Here is a 17720-nt window from a genome sequence, read left to right as displayed (position 1 = left end):
GCGTTTTGGTCAAGTGTATCGTCTGGGTAGGGAACCTATCCTATTAAAGAAAGGCTTTTGGAGAAAGATCTCATACAGGAAGCGCAGAAGCGAGATAAAAAATCGTTGGAAAAGCTTTATAAGCATTTTTATGGCTATGCTATGAGCATTGCACTGAGGTATTCCGGAAGCAGGGAAGAGGCTTGCGAAATCGTCAATGACAGCTTTATGAAAGCCTTTGATAAGTTGGAGCAGTTTTCTCCCGAAAATTCCTTTAAGGGCTGGTTCAGGAGAATAATAATCAATACTTCGGTGGATTATTACAGGAAGAATTTCAAACATTATTCCGCCATGAATATCGAAAAAGCCGAAACAGAGACATATGATTCAAATATCATAGATGAATTATCCAGAGCCGATATTTTAAGGGCGCTGGGAGAATTACCTGAAATATTACGGGTGATCTTCAACATGTATGAAATAGAAGGGTACCGGCACAATGAGATCAGTGAAAAACTGGGTATTCCGGCCAGTACCTGCAGGACATACCTGGCCAGGGCAAAAGAGAAATTGAGAGAAAAAATTATCGCTATAAATCAAATTAAAAATGAAGGAGCAGTTCGATAAGAAACTTGCGGAGAAAATAAAAGCCTCCTTCAGCAAGCATGAGGAGCCTTATGACCCCCAGGCCTGGGAGAAATTTTCCCGTGCCTATTTCAAGCCAAAGAAAAAGGCTTGGTTGGTTTATTGGCCATTTTTTTCGGCAGGTATTGCAGCCAGCTTACTCTTCTTTTTTGTTTATTTTCCTAAACAGGAAAAAATTGATCAGCAGGTGAAATCATTTTCTGATTCCATCACCATAGGGAATGCGCCTTTTCAAAGCAAAACGGAAAAAGATAAGCCGGATGACAGTGCTAAGACCGATTCCGAATCTTTAGCAAATGCTTCAGGCAGGTCTGAAACGGGTTCGTTATCAGACAGCATGGCTATTGATCCTGAAAACCCGGAGGCTTCTGCTTCCGATAGGTTGTCTGAAAACATACCCGCGGTTTCCCCATTGCCTTCATTGGTTAAGACCCTTGCCGAATCCTGGGAAAACTTTCAGACGGATATGGCAAAAAAGCTGGAAAATGTTCCCTTTTTGGCAGATCAGTCTCTTTCGGAAACGCCAACCGGGAAGGCCATATCTGAAAATGATGCAGCAAAAATCATTGAAGAATGGAAAGCTGGTGAAGCAGAAAATGAAGCAGCGGATGCTGGCAAGGAGACGAGGCCTTTTAAGCTGGGTGTCATGCTCAGTCCCCAGGCCAGTTCAAATCCTGTTTCTGGAATGAACCTGGGCGCAGGGTTGATGTCTGAAATTTCGCTTTCCAGTAAATTTAAATTGGATTTTGGACTAGCTTATGCCAATCAAAGTATGGCCCCTCAAAATATGCAGGCCATGCCACAAAATGCATCACCTGGCTTTGACATGAGGGCAAACAGCAATATTATTGATTCCGATTACCAGCTTAATTTTGCTTCCCTGGATTTTCCCGTAAATCTGAAATACAAGGTTTACGACAAAAAGCAAACGGGTATTTATTTGATTACGGGTCTTTCCAGTATGGTGTACCTGGATCAAAATACAGTCGAAACCATTGAAGCACAGTCCCTTTTTAGTACCAACAGTTTTAGCGGGGACCTGGAATATGCTCCCAATGTTCAAAAATTCAGCAATGTTGTTTCTCCCCAATCCGGTGACAAAAATACCGATGTGGCAGGACTGCTTAACCTTTCGTTTGGCTATGAATACCAATTGAACGATGAGTTTTACCTGTCATTTGAGCCTTTCTATAAAGTACCTCTGGGAGGATTGACATTTGCAGACCAGCAGTTTTCCATCGGTGGAATTAACCTGCGCATGAATTTTAACTTGAAAAATAAGTAAACCAATTAATAATAAATTAAAAAATTACCATGATTGTAACGAGTAGAACAGGCTGGCTCTTTGGGTTGGTTATTTTAATGGCTTCCTGTATGGAGGAATCAGAAACAGATCTGGATAGGGCGATGAATAGGGATAACCTCATTATGGAGGAATACATTGCTTCGAATAATATCCAGGCGACCAAAGCACAGTCTGGCTTTTATTATGAAAAAACCCTTAGCCAGCCAGATGCCCCCCAATTTGTGAATGCAGACTATATTGGCATTTATTATGAGGTGAAGACCATTGATGGGCAGTTGATCGATTCCTACCTGGACGAGTCCAAAGAGCCCAAGTATTTTAAGTACAGCCAGGATGGCTTGTGGCCCATTGCGATTACCTATGCAGCCGGACTGGCGCGTGAAGGAGAGGAAATGATGGTGTATACCCCTTCCTACCTGGCATTTGGTAACTATGGGTATGAGCAATTGATTTTACCAGCATCTAACCTGGTGATTCAATTGAAATTTGTAAAGAAGTATACAGAGGAGGAGTTAGAGCAAAGAGAAATAGAAATGATCCAGGCTTTTATCGAAGAAAATGAACTGGAAGGATTTGAAGAAATTGCCGATGGGATATTTTTTAAATCTGTGGAGGCAGGTGACGATTCCAAATCTGAATCCCAATTGGGAAGTAACGTTTCCATAGATTTTGAACTGTTTGAAATGGGTGATGAGGAGCCTACTTTTGAGTCTTATTCTTCCAACCAACCCATTACCTTTTCTATCGGAAATTCTGGGCTAGTATTTTTGGATGAAGGCTTGAAAGGAGTTTTGCCTGATGAAAAAGTAGAGATTTTGGCCACTTCCTTTTCTGCTTATGATAATTCCATACAAATAATTCCTGAAGATATCAGGCTGGACTTAGTAGAAAAAGGGGAGCAGATTGATTTGATCAAACCTTTTACCCCGGTTTGGTTTAAAGGAGAAGTGCTAGCCATACAATAAAATAAGAAAAGGGTAAAAAAAAGAGCCCTGATCGGGCTCTTTTTTATGTCCAAATATTTTTAAAAAAGGGTATTTCAAGCAGCTTTTCAATACTGACGGCCATAACAATGGACCAGAAAAATGAACTCACCAACATGGCTCCTATAATTTTCCTTTTTGCAATGCCAAATGAAGTAAGTACCACCGTCCCACCGATGGGAGTGAGGATCACCGGTGTGAGGAACGCAATTCCAAAAACACCAAATTTTTGCCATACCTTAATGATGTTTCTTGTCCTTTTAGAAAATTTATTTTTCTTTTTTTTGATAATGATGGGCCAGTTTTTTTTAAACCACTCTCCCAGAAAAGTAAAAATAAGTACAGAAGTCATCATTCCGGACACCGTCACAGACACAATTTCCCATAAACCATAACCTGCTGCAGAGCCTAATAATGGGCCTGCAATGAACTTGAAAAGGCATAGGAAGTATATGCCAAAAAAAGTAATCAGGTAATCACTCATCAAATCAGGAAATAAAGGTAGAGTAGGTAACCAATTAAAAGGGCAATGCCATTGATCCGGCTGATGACATAATTGATCCGCATGATTGGGAAAAGGAGAATGGTAAAACCCAGCATCCAGATAAAGTCCGTATTTATAAATTCAGAACCTACCCCAATAGGCTTGATCAATGCAGTAAATCCTATAATGGAAAAAACATTCATGATATTGCTGCCCAGAATATTACCCAGGGCCAATTCGGTTTCTTTTTTTAAGGCAGCCAAAACAGAAGTGACCAATTCGGGGAGGCTGGTGCCTATGGCTATAATGGTCACTCCGATGATGCGCTCGCTTACTCCCAGGGCCTCAGCAATGCTGGTACCATTTCCTACCACCAGATCGGACCCGAAATACAATCCTGCTGCGCCACCAATTAACTGTACAATGGCAAGGGCTACAGGTTGTTTTTTCATTTTGACAGCATCCTCTTCCGAAAATTCCACCCGCTCAATTGTCTTGAAAAAATACAGGTTTAAAGAAACAAAACAGATCAACAAAACAATGCCTTCCAACAAGGATATCCAACCATTAAATGCAAAAGCATAAAACATCAGAGAACTGATTACCGTGAAGGGGTAGTCAAGTTTTAATGTGGATTTTTGAATGTAAATGGGAAATATCACCACACTTATTCCCAGTACCAATGTAATGTTCGATATATTGCTCCCAATAACATTCCCTATGGCGATGTCGCTGGAGCCCTTCAGCGCAGCAGTTACGCTTACCAATAGTTCCGGAGCAGAAGTACCAAATGCGACAACGGTTAAGCCAATCAATCCGGGACTTAATCCCAATCTGGCTGCAATCGAAGAGGCTCCATCTACCAGAAATTTCCCCCCAAAAAGCAGGACAACCAATCCCAAGACCAATAACAGATAGCTCATTTTCTGAAGAGTTATTAAATTTTTGGGCCGAAAGATAGGTCTCCGGCATCGCCCAGGCCAGGTATAATATAGGATTGTGTATTTAATTTCTCATCCAAAGCCCCAGTCCAGATGCGGTGAGGAATTTCCAGGTTTTCATCGATAAACGCTACACCCTCAGGAGCTGCAATCGCACTCACGATTTCTACCTGCCTGGGACTCCCATTGGACAGAAGATGTTGCATGCTTTTGATAAAGGATTTGCCGGTTGCCAGCATGGGATCTACCAGAATGACTGTTTTATCTGTGATATCCGGAGCGGCCATATAATTCAAGCTGATGGTTACCGGGGCTCCGTTTTCCTGGCTTTCATTCCGATATGCGCCAATAAACCCGCTATCAGCACGGTCAAAAAAATTAATTATTCCTTGGTAAAAGGGTACAGCTGCCCGCAAAACCGAGATGATTACGGGTTGTTCAGACAAAAGATTGGAGTTGGTTTTTCCAAAAGGCCCCTCAATTTCACGTATTGAATAGGGTAGAGACTTTGAAATTTCATAGGCTAAAATTTCACCTAATCGTTCCAGATTTTTTCTAAAGCGCATCCTGTCCTTTTGGACCGAGACATCCCTGAGTTCAGCCAGAAAATGATTGGCAATCGAATCTTTTTGGTTAAGGATAAACATGATAGGGCAAATTAAAACAAAAAAACCCGATCTTTTAAGATCGGGTTTTAATATTATCATTTTAGTAGCCTATTTGATTTCAAAGCTTACTCTCCTTGCCATTTGTCTGGCATCAGCAGATGATTTGTCTACACTGGTATCCTCACCATAGCCTTTGTAGCTTAATCTGGATTCAGATATCCCTGAGGCCACTAGCAAGTCATAAACAGATTTTGCTCTACTTTCAGATAGCTTCATGTTGTAATCTTCAGGGCCCAACTCATCAGCATAACCTTTTAGTTCTACCTGAACACCTGGATTTCTTTTCATAAAGTTAGAAACATAATGAGCGGAAGAGGCAGAGTATCCAAGTGGCTTGGAGCTATCGAAGGCGAAGTATACATTCACATAACCATCATTGATCGCTTTGGCAAGGTAATCGACTTCTTCTGTATCGTCAGGAGCACAACCATCCAAAGAGGCTGGACCTGGAACGAACGGACACTTATCTACATGATCAGGAATCCCGTCGCCATCAGAATCCATGGTTGTACCTTGAGAATCAACCCTGGCACCTGCTGGAGTGTTAGGCTCTTTGTCCAGATAGTCAGGAACACCGTCCCCGTCAGAATCTTTAAGCATGTCCTTGATCTCTCCGATCTGAGTAGCTAACTCTTCTTTGGTAGCATACTTGTTTTCTCTCAAATACCAGTCTGCGTGAGAGTCACTGCTTCCCAGATAGAAACTAAGTCCTAAAGTACCTGTCCACCAAACAGAATTTGCTCCATAATAACCATTATCTGTTGCAGGATTGATAGAAGAAGCTCCATCAAATGCTACATCCTGTCTTCCGGCTACAATGTTGCTAATGTCTCCATTAAGAGCAATTTTGTCACTAAGCCTTACCTGAAGCGTTAAACCCGTGATGATGTTGTACTGGTTATCCTGAAAATCAGCCCACTGGTTTTCCTGAGGAGTTAATCTTCCGATTCCTCCACCGAAGTGACCCAATAAGTTAAAGGTTTGGGAGAAAGTCTGCCAATCCATGATCCTTCCAAGATTAGCTACTCCCTGTAAATTCAGGCGGTAGTAATTTGAAGAGAAATCAGGGGTGTCACTTGCATTGCTGAAGCCACCAAAACCAAAATCCAGCTTGGTCCCAAATTTCTCGTTAAACATGTACCTGACGCCCAGGTCAGCATGGCCCAAATTTAAAGTAGGAGAAAAATAACCCGGCGTCATTGGTGCCATTGGTTTATTGAACCCTCCATTAACTTCGACGGACCATTTGTTGAAATCGTCTTGAGCATTAGCACCTAAAGCTAAAGCACCAACCATTAGTGTTGATAGTATTATTTTTTTCATGATAAAAAATTTTTTACAACATTCAGTGTTTTAATTGATTTTGATTGCTATTAGTTATTACTCGGTTATATGATACAAATGTATATTAATTTATGGGAACTTTAAACATCTATCTCAATTGTTTCAATAAAATCGATTTTGAACCCGAAATTTATAAAATTATTTAACATAAACTATGCCAATGAATATTTTATTAAAAGAAATTCTAAACATCAATAGCGTTTCCGGTGATGAATCAGCAATTTCCTCATTTCTGCTCAATATGATAGTAGAACGAAGATCATCCTGGAAAGTTTCGCCCAGGATTTATTCAGGTGATGAATTCCAGGATAATATACTACTTGTTTTCGGAAATCCCAAAACTGCAGCGTTTGCCCACATGGATACCGTGGGTTTTACCGTCAGGTATGAGAATCAACTTGTGCCTATAGGTGGACCGGAAATATCCGAAGAAGTCTGGCTGCAGGGGATAGATCAGGTAGGGCCCATACGATGCAAGGCCCAAGAAAAAGATGGAAATGTCTTTCATGATTTTCCCAGAGGAATTCAAAGAGGGACAATGCTTTCATTCGAACAAAAAATCAATGTAGAAAATGAATTCCTTGAAGCCGCTTATCTGGACAATCGCCTGGGTATTTATACATTGATGGAATTATGCGAAAACCTATCTGATGGGATCCTGGTATTCAGTACCTACGAGGAGCATGGAGGAGGTTCCATGCCATTTCTGATACGATTCATTTATGAGAATTGGGGGATCCGACAAGCCTTGGTGGCGGATGTAACCTGGATTACAGAAGGAATTCATTTCAATAAAGGGGCTGTAATTTCTTTGCGAGACAGTTTCATACCCAGGAAAACGTTTCTCGATAGAATATTGGAAATGGCAGAAGCATCCGGAATCCCATTTCAATTGGAGGTTGAAGCCCATGGAGGAAGTGATGGCAGGGAAATTCAGATGAGCCCTTACCCGATTGATTGGTGCTTTATAGGCGTTGGAGAAGAAAATCCCCACACCCCGCACGAAAAAGCCAGTTTAAGGGATCTGGAAAGCATGGTTAAATTGTACCAATATTTGATGCAAAATTTGTAATGGTTTATAAAATGTCTTTTATTCGGAAAAAATAAAGTCCAAAGCCACCGGATTCTGAGCGGGGGAAAATGTAACATGATCAAGATAGAAGACCTGTATTTTGAACTTTTTATACCTGAAGAGCAGCTTTTGGAGAAAGTTAGCACCCTTGCCGAAGCCGTAAATAAGGATTATTCCGGAAAAAATCCGATTTTATTGGCAGTTTTAAACGGTAGTTTTATGTTTATGTCTGATATTTGCAAGCATATTGATCTGGAAGTGGATGTTTCCTTCATCAAATTGGCCTCCTATTCCGGCACAAGGAGTACAGGTTTGGTTACCAGTTTATTGGGATTGAATACATCCTTAAAGGACAAGGATGTGATCATAATTGAAGACATCGTAGACACAGGCAAAAGCATGGTTTTTCTAATGGATCTGATACAAAGGGAAAATCCTAAAAGTGTGGAAATTGTCAGCCTATTGGTGAAGCCGGACGCATTGGAAGAAGACGTAAGCATAAAGTACCGGGGATTTGATATCCCTGACCTGTTTGTGGTAGGCTACGGCCTGGATTATTGTGGAAAGGGAAGAAATATCAGGCATTTGTACCAGAAAAAAGAAAAATAAAATTCCATACATTTTAAAGAATAATCTATGTTAAATATTGTTTTGTTTGGCCCTCCAGGAGCAGGAAAAGGGACTCAAAGTGAAAAGTTAATTGAAAAATATAAGGTGGCCCACATCTCTACCGGGGATTTATTCAGGAAGCATTTGGGAGAGGGTACCGAACTGGGAAAGTTGGCGCAGAAATACATGGATGAAGGTAACCTGGTGCCAGATGAAGTGGTGATTGGCATGGTGGACGATAAGATCAATTCTTCTACTGACCTGACCGGCTTCATTTTTGATGGATTTCCGAGAACGGTGGCCCAGGCCAGGGCATTGGATGATTTATTGTTGCAAAAGGGCACCAGTATTTCCGGAATGATAGCTTTGGAAGTTCCGGAGGAGGAACTGAAGCAGCGCATCAGGGAAAGAGGAAAAACCTCCGGCAGATCTGATGACCAGGATGAGGTAAAAATCCAAAACAGGATAAAGGTGTATAATGAAGAGACCCTACCTGTGGCCGAATATTATCAAAACCAGGGTAAATTATCCAAAATTCACGGTGTGGGGGCCATAGATGAGATATTTGGCAAAATTTGTGCTGTTATAGATAAATATTAATGTGTACCTTTGTGTACTCTGATTGTGGCTAAGCGTAACGGCTTAGCCATTTTATTTTAAGGCCGGACTTCGGCTAAAGGAATTCGGAGCGGAAAGTTAAAACCAAAATTACAGTGGCAGCATCTAACTTTATAGATTATGTGAAATTTTGTTCCCGTTCCGGAGCAGGAGGAAATGGATCAGTCCATTTCAGAAGGGAGAAGCACGTACCCAAAGGAGGTCCTGACGGAGGTGATGGAGGTAGAGGGGGCCATATCATTTTGAAGGGAAACGCACAACTTTGGACTTTGCTTCACCTTAAATACAAGAAACATGTCATTGCTGAGCGGGGCAAAAATGGAGAGGGAGGAAGAAGAAAGGGTGCTGACGGGCAGGACATCATTCTGGAGGTTCCTATAGGTACGGTCGCCAAGGTGGCTGAGTCTGGTGAGTCCAGGTGTGAAATCACAGCAGATGGACAGGAATTTATTTTAACCCCAGGAGGTAGGGGAGGTCTGGGTAACGACCACTTCAAGACATCTACCAATCAAGCCCCCCATTATGCCCAGCCAGGGGAGGATGGAATAGAGGAATGGATCATTCTGGAATTGAAGCTATTGGCAGATGTTGGATTGGTAGGCTTTCCCAATGCAGGCAAGTCCACCTTGCTTGCCAGCTTATCTGCGGCCCGGCCGGAGATTGCCGATTATGCCTTTACTACCCTGGTCCCCAATTTGGGAGTGGTAGCCTACAGGGACGAAAAATCCTTTGTAATGGCGGATATCCCCGGAATCATTGAAGGGGCGGCGGAAGGAAAGGGTCTGGGGCTAAGGTTCCTCAGGCACATCGAACGCAATTCCATTTTATTGTTTTTGGTCCCAGCAGATGCCACTCATATAGGAGAGCAGTATGCGATTTTATTGGCTGAACTGGAACGTTATAACCCAGAATTACTTGACAAGAAGCGTATTCTGGCCATTTCGAAGGCAGACCTGCTGGATGCTGAACTGATGAAGGCCCTGGAAGCTGAAATTCCTAAAGACATTCCTCACCTTTTCATTTCATCGGTAAGCGGATTTCAACTGCCATTGCTTAAGGACTTGATTTGGAAGTCCTTGCAATAACTGTGTCAGAATGGCATACATTGGGATAATGGCAAGTTAATTGTTTTCATGAAATGGATTTTTGAAAAACGGAAATAGACATGACAGATAAAGCAAAAGAAGAAAAGGAATTGGACCTGGAACGAACAGAAACAGCAGAAAACCCTGTCAATGAAGGGGATGTGAACAAGGATGCTGATTTGGATGTTCAGGAAGAGATAGATTCGGAAGACAAGGGACCTGAAGACAATTTGTCAAAGGAAAATCAGGAATTGAAGGACAAATATGTCAGGTTATATTCTGAGTTTGAAAATTTCCGAAGAAGAACGGCCAAGGAAAGGCTTGACCTGGTCAACACTGCTTCCTTGGACTTGATTCAGGAAATACTGCCTGTTTTAGACGATTTTGAAAGATCTTTTAAAGCACAGGAAGATTCCGGGGAGGATGAACAAAAGCAGGCAGGAAGTAGGTTGATCTATAATAAATTACTGCGGGTGCTTACTTCCAAAGGATTGGAACCTATGGAGGGACTGGTAGGAGAAAATTTTGATGCAGAATACCATGAAGCAATCACGCAGATCCCGGCCCCATCTGAAGCGTTGAAAGGGAAGATAGTGGACGTAGTGGAAAAGGGCTATACAATGGGTGGAAAAGTGGTTCGATTTGCTAAAGTGGTAATTGGAAAATAAAGATTTATGGCAAAAAGAGATTATTATGAGGTGCTGGGTATTGAAAAGAATGCCAGCCCGGAAGAAATAAAAAAGGCCTATAGAAAGCTGGCCATCAAATATCACCCGGATAAAAATCCGGGTGATCCCTCTGCAGAAGACAGGTTTAAGGAAGCGGCCGAAGCCTATGAAGTGTTGAGCAATCCGGAGAAAAAACAAAGATACGACCAATTCGGTCATCAGGGCCTGGGAGGCAATGGCGGATTTGGAGGAGGTGGCATGAACATGGATGACATCTTTTCTCAGTTTGGAGATATTTTTGGTGGAGGAGGTTTCGACTCTTTCTTTGGTGGAGGTGGCAGAAGCGGCCGCAGGACCAAAAAAGGAACTAATCTTCGTGTAAAACTTAAATTGAACCTTCGGGAACTGGCTAATGGCGTAGAGAAGAAGATCAAAGTGAAGCGCCACATGATCGCCGATGGCGTTACCTTCAAAAACTGCGCTACCTGCCAGGGAAGCGGTCAGGTAAAAAAGGTAGTCAATACCATGCTTGGGCAAATGGTTTCGGCCAGTACTTGTCCTGCCTGTGAGGGAAGTGGACAGATTGTAGACAAAAGGCCGCCAAACGCAGATGCCAGAGGGCTGGTCATAAAGGAAGAAATCATACCCATCAATATTCCTGCAGGTGTTGCCGATGGCATGCAGCTAAGCCTTTCCAGTAAAGGAAACGAAATACCTGGGGGAGTTCCCGGTGATCTTTTGATCCTGATTGAAGAAATACCTGATGAGGTTTTGGTTCGGGATGGCAATAATGTGGTTTATGACTTGTACCTGAGCTTTGTAGATGTAGCTTTGGGTGCTTCTCTGGAAGTGCCTACCATTGACGGGAAGGTCAAAATAAAAATTGAACCCGGAACTCAGGCAGGTAAAATTCTGCGCCTGAAAGGAAAAGGAATAAAAGAGTTGAACGGATATGGCAGGGGAGACCAGTTGATCCATGTAAATGTCTGGACCCCCAAAGAAGTGACCAGGGAGGAAAGGGAAAAATTGGAATCACTAAGGGACTCAGAGAATTTTAAACCCAATCCGGGTAAATCAGAAAAAAGCATATTTGATAAAGTAAAAGAATTCTTTTAAAAGAAATGGCCGGACCACGGCTTTTTTTTTTAAAGAAACCTTTTGATATCCCCAACCGTATTAATTCGGTATGTTTAAGGAATTGAATTTTGCCATTTGTCTGGTTATTTGTCTCGTCATTACTTCCGAAGCACAGATTGTAAGGCATTTTGAGGTGAAAGAAAGGGAAGGGATCAATTTGGTTCATCTAAACTTTTCCAGTTACAAAGGGGTGTCTACTATCCAAAGGGAATACAAGGGATTTCCATTTATTGCTGATGCGGAGCTGGGAAAGGTAAATATTCTGCCCACATTTACGCATAGACAGTCGGATGGGGTCCTTTATGCCCTGTTGGAGCATAAAAATGTGGAGTCAGAAAGCCTGAGCAAAAACCTTTCTCACAGACTTTTTTCAAGTGGAGAGGATGATTATGATCACAAATGGGAAGTCGGTTTGGATGCCAACTTCCTCTATGATTTGAGGCTTCATTTTGGGATTGGAAAAGCTACCCTGGACCTTTCAAATCTCCCGGTTTCCAATTGCTTCGTAAAAACAGCTTCAGCCGATGTTTTTTTGAATTATTCCAAGCAGGTACCCAATACAGTCCACATGGACACCATGTCAGTTGCCATCAATATGGGATCCTTATATGCAGATGATTTGCAAATGTCCAATGCCAGGCACCTGATGTTTGATGTCAACTACGGCTCTGTTAATTTATCCTTTGGCGACACCATGGCCGGTGCTACCACGGTGAATGCAATGGTGGGGGCAGGTGCAGTAAATATTAAATTGCCCTCCGCAAGTCTTCCCTATATGGTGAAAATAAAGTCTACGGCCATGTGCAGGACCAAAGTGCCGGGTCACCTGAAAGAAATAGCAGAAAAAACCTATATCAGCAGGGGGTATCAGGCAGACGCCGAAAATCTCATGACCTTTATGATAGATGTTTCTGTGGGTTCAGTATCTTTGGAATAAAGATCCTTTCAAAAGGCTTTTTGTTTATTATAGCCAATTTTAAACCTAGCGATCTATTTGGAAATTTTAAGCGTCCAATCATTGAATAAGTCCTACGGGACACATGTTGCGTTGAAAGATTTTAATCTTTCGGTGGCAGAGGGCCTTGTTTTCGGACTTTTGGGCCCCAATGGGGCGGGCAAGACTACTTTTATCAGGATCGTAAACCAGATTATTGACCAGGATTCGGGAGAAATATTTATCAAGGGACAGCCTCTTAAAATGCGGCATGTTAGGAATATTGGCTATTTGCCAGAGGAGAGGGGCTTGTACAAGACCATGAAGGTTAAGGAACAGCTGCTATACTTTGCCCGCATAAAAGGCCTTGGGAAACAGGATGCCATTAAAAAAATTACCAGTTGGCTGGAAAAGTTGAACCTGACTAAGTGGAAAGACAATAAGATTCAGGACCTTTCCAAAGGAATGGCCCAGAAAGTTCAGTTTATTGCTACTGTCATCCACCAGCCGGACCTGCTGATTTTGGATGAGCCCTTTTCCGGGTTTGATCCGGTAAATGCGGAAATCATCAAAAATGAAATTCTCGAATTGAAACGGCAGGGCACCACCATAATCCTGTCTACCCATAGGATGGAATCTGTGGAATTGCTTTGTGACCACATCGCTATGATCAATCAGGCCAGGAAAATATTGGACGGGCCGGTCAAAGCGATTAAAAATGAGTCCAAAACCAATCAGTTTAAGGTAAAAATGATGGTTGAGGACCAGACCAATATGCCTCCCTGGGGAGATGTGATAGCAGCTGAAGGACAGGTAGAATTTACCACAAGTCTTAATGGACAAGCTCCCAATGCACTCCTGAACGATCTCATGCAGTATGGAGAAATCCTGGGCTTTGAAGAAATCGTCCCCAGTATAGAGGAAATTTTTATACAAAAAATTAATGAGAGTCATGAGGGGTAAAATTTTTTTAGTAATTAAAAGAGAATACCTGGCCAGGGTGAAAAAAAGATCCTTTCTGCTGGCAACCATCATTACCCCTCTCATATTCCCTACTATCCTGGGGCTGTTCTTATGGATAGCCATGTCGGACGTTTCTCCGGATGCTCGAAAATTTATTGAAGTAGTGGACGAAAACAATGCTTATTTTTTAGAAAGCAATGAGTCTTTTGCTTTCTCTTACGGTGGATTGAACCGTGAAGAGGGCAGGAAATTGGTTCAGGAGGGAACCCGTTTTGGGCTTTTGTACATTCCTGAATTGAATTTAGAACAACCCACGGGGATAACTTTTTATAGCGAGGAAACAGCCCCGATATCTATGATTACAAGTTTGGAGGCTGCCCTCAAAAATAAAATTGAGGAATTCAGACTTTTCGCCTCCGGTATAGACCCTGATGTCCTTTCTTCCCTGAAAACCAATATCAAAATAAGGGCTGTCATCGTGGGGGAACCCGGAGGGGAGAGGGTTTCCAATTCTGTAATCAACTATGCGGTAGGCTTTTTGGCTGGAATCCTCATTTATACTTTTATTTTTGTGTATGGCAACCAGATCATGCAAGGGGTCATAGAAGAGAAATCAAGTAGAATCATAGAAATCCTGGTATCCTCCCTAAAGCCATTTCAGTTAATGATGGGCAAAATCATTGGGATAGGGGCCGTGGGCTTGACCCAGTTTTTGATCTGGATATTACTGATCAGTGCCATATCTTCATTGGTGGTAGGGTATTTTGGAATGAAAATGCCACAACAGGAATTGATGGAGATGTCCGGGCAGCAGGAGTTATTTTCAGGTGCAAGTCAGGAGGGGATGGTAGAAATCCTCCAAATGGTGCAGGGAATAGATTTTATTCAGCTTACCCTGACCTTTTTAATTTATTTTATAGGGGGGTATTTGTTGTATGGAGCTTTCTTTGCCGCAATAGGAGCGGCGGTGGATAGTCCTTCCGATGCCCAGCAATTCATGTTTCCGGTTACCATTCCCTTATTGATTGCCTATATGGGGCTATTTATTTTTGTGCTCGATGATCCCAATAGCAAGGTTTCTTTTTGGCTTTCCGTGATTCCTTTTACTTCTCCGGTAGCCATGATGGGAAGGGTGAGCTTTGGTGTGCCCTGGCACCATTTGGCCCTTTCTATAGGATTGTTGGTCACGGGTTTTTTATTTACTACCTGGTTGGCAGGTAAAATCTATCGAATTGGCATTCTGGTCCACGGCACGAAAGTGGGGTATAAAGTGTTGTGGAAATGGATGAAAGATAATGGGTAAGGCAGGTGCCTCCCACCACTTGTCTTTGGCCTGGCATTAATTTTTATTTTTCGGGAGGCAATAATGATTGTTTTCTATTGTTTCTCATTATGAACTTCCTTAAGTTCGGAATCATTAATTGGCAATGAATAAAAAATTTCAAGACCTGACATCTTTGGACCTGTACCAAAACAGGGGAAAGGTAAAATGGGGCGTATTTGTTTTTTCCATCATCATTGGGCTCGGATCCATTTATTATACCAATACCCTGGTAGAGGAACTCAAAATCAGGGAAAAGAGACAGGTGGATCTTTATGCTGAAGCCCTGGAGTATGCTTCTGTCAACTCCGATAACCTCACCTTTGTTTTTCAGGTGATCATTCAGGAAAACAAATCAATCCCCGTGATCACCGTAAATGCTGAGGGCGAGCCAATTGAATACAAGAACATAAACTTCAAAAAAAATAGCTCAGAGGAAGAGGAAAGACAGCAATTACTTGAAGAGCTGGAAACGATGAAAGCTTTGTATGACCCCATACGACTTTCTGATGATGCTTTTATTTTTTATAGAAATTCAGACCTGCTGACCCGCTTACAGTACTACCCGTATGTGCAATTGTCTGTTATTTTGGTGTTTGGGATTCTCGCTTATGCTTTTTTCAATCAAAGCAAAGTGGCCGAACAGAACAGGCTTTGGGCAGGCCTTACGAAAGAAACGGCTCATCAGCTGGGAACTCCCCTGGCCTCTTTGATGGCCTGGATTGATTACCTGAAAAACTCCCCTGTTTTCGATGAAAACAAGGAAGTAATCGTTGAGATTGAAAAGGATATTAAAAAACTGAGCATGGTGACCGAAAGGTTTAGCAATATAGGGAGCAGCCCTGTAATCAAACCTGAAAATGTCTATCAGGTGATTGGGGATGCGATCAATTACCTCAGGCCTCGTATTTCGAGCAAGGTTTCCATTGAGCTCAACTCCCATGCAGAATTCATTTATGCTCAAATGAATCGCTCTTTGTTTGAATGGGTGATCGAAAACATTTGTAAAAATGCAGTGGATGCCATGAAAGGACAGGGAGCCATCAGCATAAATATCGTGAAAGAAAGTGAAAAATATGTTCTGATTGATATCAGTGACACAGGTAAAGGCATAGAGAAAAAAATGTTTGGCAAAGTATTCAACCCTGGATTTACTACCCGGCAGCGGGGATGGGGATTAGGACTTACCCTGGCCAAGCGCATCATCGAAGGGTACCACAAGGGCAGAATATTCGTCAGTTCCTCAGAACTGGGAAAAGGCAGTACCTTTAGGATTGTATTGCTGGGGGTGAGGGACAATGTAGAATAAACCAAAAGAAATCGACACGATTAAAATCATCATTAAAAACACAGGGCAATGATTATTTTAATCGTCAAAGATTCCATGTGGCCATTAAAAATCAATTATAAACACATGAAATGCATCATGAATAAATCTATCATTTGGGGCTTGTTGATTGCAACTGTTTTGCTTTCCTGCCATTCAAAGGTAACTGATGGCTCAGAAAAGGCTCCTGCCTCAAAAAATTACAATGAAGCACACAGGCCACAGTTTCATTTTAGTCCACAGGCCAACTGGATGAACGACCCGAATGGAATGGTTTATCATGATGGCGAATACCATTTGTTTTACCAATATTACCCGGATAGCAATGTTTGGGGCCCTATGCATTGGGGGCATGCCGTTTCAAAGGACATGGTTTATTGGGAACATTTGCCTGTAGCCATTGAGCCGGATAGCCTGGGGTGGATATTTTCAGGCTCCGCCGTCTTTGATGCTGCCAACAGTAGTGGCCTTGGAACACCGGAAAATCCTCCACTACTGGCCATCTATACCTACCATGACCCGGAAGGTGCAGATGCCGGAAGAAATGACTTTCAAACCCAGGGCATCGCCTACAGCCTGGACAAGGGCAGAACCTGGGAGAAATACCCAAATAATCCCGTGCTGGATAACCCTGGGATCAGGGACTTTCGGGATCCGAAAGTGACCCAGATCACTTCCTCTGGGGAGGATAAGTGGATCATGTCATTGGCCGTAAAGGACAAGATCAGTTTCTATTCTTCGGATAACCTCCTTGACTGGAAGCATGAAAGTGATTTTAACCCCGACTGGGCAGCCTATGGTGGGGTATGGGAATGCCCTGACCTGTTTCCCTTGACAAGCCCGGAGGGAGAGCAAAAGTGGGTTTTATTGGTCAGTATCAATCCTGGTGGACCAAACAGAGGGTCAGCTACACAATATTTCGTTGGTGATTTTGATGGAGAGCGGTTTACCACCGACCAAGCTTCCGTGAAGTGGCTGGATTATGGTGCGGACAATTATGCGGGAGTTACCTGGTCCAATATCCCTGATTCTGACGGACGAAGACTGTTTATCGGCTGGATGAGTAACTGGATGTACGCCAATGTGGTGCCTACACAGGTCTGGCGCTCAGCCAATACCTTGCCCAGGAGTCTTGAATTGTATTCAGTCGATCAGGAATACCACCTTGCCTCCAGGCCGGTAAAAGAACTGGAGATGCTCAGAGTAGAAAGTCAGGAAATTTCCGGGCAAACCATAGCACTGGAACAGGAACTGGTGGAACTGCAGCTGCGTACCAATGCGGCTGATTTCATGCTTGAATTCAGCAATCCTGCCGGAGAACGGGTAAGCCTGGAAAAGAAAAGGAAAACGTTTTTTCTGGACCGGACCCAATCCGGATTGGTGGATTTCAACAAGGAATTTCCTGCTAAGCACAGCGCCCCGCTCGGTGACCTGGAAATAGAGGACCTCCAAATATTTCTGGACAGGTCCTCTATAGAAATTTTCATCAATCAGGGGGAGCTGGTGATGACTGAGCTTGTATTTCCCAGGGAAAGCTATTCCCAGCTCCAGCTGCAGGGATTTGAAAATAAAAACCAACTGCATTACCTGAATTCCATTTGGTAAGCAAACATGCCGGAGAAGGCCATGCCTTGCT

The 17720-nt window shown here is 42.7% G+C and carries 18 protein-coding genes; 14 read left to right on the top strand and 4 right to left on the bottom strand.

Annotated features, from left to right (window positions below):
* Positions 1 to 57: 57 nt before the first annotated feature.
* The 3 genes from GL182_RS16220 to GL182_RS16210 are packed head-to-tail and all read left to right on the top strand — an operon-like array spanning position 58 to position 2895.
* Positions 58 to 606: an RNA polymerase sigma factor gene (locus GL182_RS16220; protein ID WP_163380833.1), complete on the top strand. Its 549-nt coding sequence runs from the start codon at positions 58 to 60 to the stop codon at positions 604 to 606.
* Positions 587 to 1909, top strand: coding sequence for an outer membrane beta-barrel protein (locus GL182_RS16215; protein WP_163380832.1), 1323 nt, complete (start codon positions 587 to 589; stop codon positions 1907 to 1909). The genes GL182_RS16220 and GL182_RS16215 overlap by 20 nt, the downstream gene beginning before the upstream one ends.
* 29 nt (positions 1910 to 1938) lie before the next feature.
* A complete protein-coding gene (locus GL182_RS16210; RefSeq protein ID WP_163380831.1) occupies positions 1939 to 2895 on the top strand; it encodes an FKBP-type peptidyl-prolyl cis-trans isomerase in 957 nt (318 codons plus the stop codon).
* Positions 2896 to 2938: 43 nt separating this feature from the next.
* Here GL182_RS16210 and GL182_RS16205 read toward each other — a convergent pair whose 3' ends face one another.
* The 4 genes from GL182_RS16205 to GL182_RS16190 all read right to left on the bottom strand — a co-directional run bounded on the left by GL182_RS16205 (position 2939) and on the right by GL182_RS16190 (position 6329).
* Positions 2939 to 3397, bottom strand: coding sequence for a hypothetical protein (locus GL182_RS16205; protein WP_163380830.1), 459 nt, complete (start codon positions 3395 to 3397; stop codon positions 2939 to 2941).
* Positions 3397 to 4320 (bottom strand): calcium/sodium antiporter, encoded by a 924-nt coding sequence (locus GL182_RS16200; RefSeq protein WP_163380829.1) that lies wholly within the window; start codon positions 4318 to 4320, stop codon positions 3397 to 3399. The genes GL182_RS16205 and GL182_RS16200 overlap by 1 nt, the downstream gene beginning before the upstream one ends.
* 14 nt (positions 4321 to 4334) lie before the next feature.
* Positions 4335 to 4985, bottom strand: coding sequence for a uracil phosphoribosyltransferase (upp, locus tag GL182_RS16195; RefSeq protein ID WP_163380828.1), 651 nt, complete (start codon positions 4983 to 4985; stop codon positions 4335 to 4337).
* 69 nt (positions 4986 to 5054) lie between these two features.
* A complete protein-coding gene (locus tag GL182_RS16190; RefSeq protein ID WP_163380827.1) occupies positions 5055 to 6329 on the bottom strand; it encodes an OmpA family protein in 1275 nt (424 codons plus the stop codon).
* Between the two features lie 181 nt (positions 6330 to 6510).
* Here GL182_RS16190 and GL182_RS16185 point away from each other — a divergent pair, with 181 nt between their 5' ends.
* The 11 genes from GL182_RS16185 to GL182_RS16135 all read left to right on the top strand — a co-directional run bounded on the left by GL182_RS16185 (position 6511) and on the right by GL182_RS16135 (position 17689).
* On the top strand, positions 6511 to 7422 hold the full coding sequence (locus GL182_RS16185; RefSeq protein WP_240469861.1) for a M20/M25/M40 family metallo-hydrolase: 912 nt from the start codon (positions 6511 to 6513) through the stop codon (positions 7420 to 7422).
* A gap of 75 nt (positions 7423 to 7497) precedes the next feature.
* Positions 7498 to 8031: a hypoxanthine phosphoribosyltransferase gene (gene hpt, locus GL182_RS16180; RefSeq protein WP_163380825.1), complete on the top strand. Its 534-nt coding sequence runs from the start codon at positions 7498 to 7500 to the stop codon at positions 8029 to 8031.
* A gap of 27 nt (positions 8032 to 8058) precedes the next feature.
* The gene (locus GL182_RS16175; protein WP_163380824.1) at positions 8059 to 8631 is read left to right on the top strand and encodes an adenylate kinase; all 573 of its coding nucleotides are present in this window, start codon (positions 8059 to 8061) and stop codon (positions 8629 to 8631) included.
* Positions 8632 to 8744: 113 nt separating this feature from the next.
* Positions 8745 to 9734, top strand: a complete 990-nt coding sequence (obgE, locus tag GL182_RS16170; RefSeq protein WP_163380823.1) for a GTPase ObgE — start codon at positions 8745 to 8747, stop codon at positions 9732 to 9734.
* Between the two features lie 80 nt (positions 9735 to 9814).
* Positions 9815 to 10402 (top strand): nucleotide exchange factor GrpE, encoded by a 588-nt coding sequence (locus tag GL182_RS16165; RefSeq protein WP_163380822.1) that lies wholly within the window; start codon positions 9815 to 9817, stop codon positions 10400 to 10402.
* A 6-nt stretch (positions 10403 to 10408) separates the two neighbouring features.
* Positions 10409 to 11518 (top strand): molecular chaperone DnaJ, encoded by a 1110-nt coding sequence (gene dnaJ, locus GL182_RS16160; protein WP_163380821.1) that lies wholly within the window; start codon positions 10409 to 10411, stop codon positions 11516 to 11518.
* Between the two features lie 70 nt (positions 11519 to 11588).
* Positions 11589 to 12476 (top strand): hypothetical protein, encoded by an 888-nt coding sequence (locus GL182_RS16155; protein WP_163380820.1) that lies wholly within the window; start codon positions 11589 to 11591, stop codon positions 12474 to 12476.
* A 57-nt stretch (positions 12477 to 12533) separates the two neighbouring features.
* Positions 12534 to 13436, top strand: coding sequence for an ABC transporter ATP-binding protein (locus GL182_RS16150; protein ID WP_163380819.1), 903 nt, complete (start codon positions 12534 to 12536; stop codon positions 13434 to 13436).
* The gene (locus tag GL182_RS16145) at positions 13426 to 14739 is read left to right on the top strand and encodes an ABC transporter permease (RefSeq protein ID WP_163380818.1); all 1314 of its coding nucleotides are present in this window, start codon (positions 13426 to 13428) and stop codon (positions 14737 to 14739) included. The genes GL182_RS16150 and GL182_RS16145 overlap by 11 nt, the downstream gene beginning before the upstream one ends.
* 124 nt (positions 14740 to 14863) lie before the next feature.
* Positions 14864 to 16066: a sensor histidine kinase gene (locus tag GL182_RS16140; protein ID WP_163380817.1), complete on the top strand. Its 1203-nt coding sequence runs from the start codon at positions 14864 to 14866 to the stop codon at positions 16064 to 16066.
* Between the two features lie 117 nt (positions 16067 to 16183).
* Positions 16184 to 17689 (top strand): glycoside hydrolase family 32 protein, encoded by a 1506-nt coding sequence (locus GL182_RS16135; RefSeq protein WP_163381031.1) that lies wholly within the window; start codon positions 16184 to 16186, stop codon positions 17687 to 17689.
* Positions 17690 to 17720: the final 31 nt, after the last annotated feature.

It is taken from the genome of Cyclobacterium sp. SYSU L10401 (genome assembly GCF_010993705.1).
GTDB lineage: Bacteria > Bacteroidota > Bacteroidia > Cytophagales > Cyclobacteriaceae > Cyclobacterium.
Note: the sequence above shows the minus strand (reverse complement) of the source record. Positions and strands in the feature narration are given on the sequence as shown.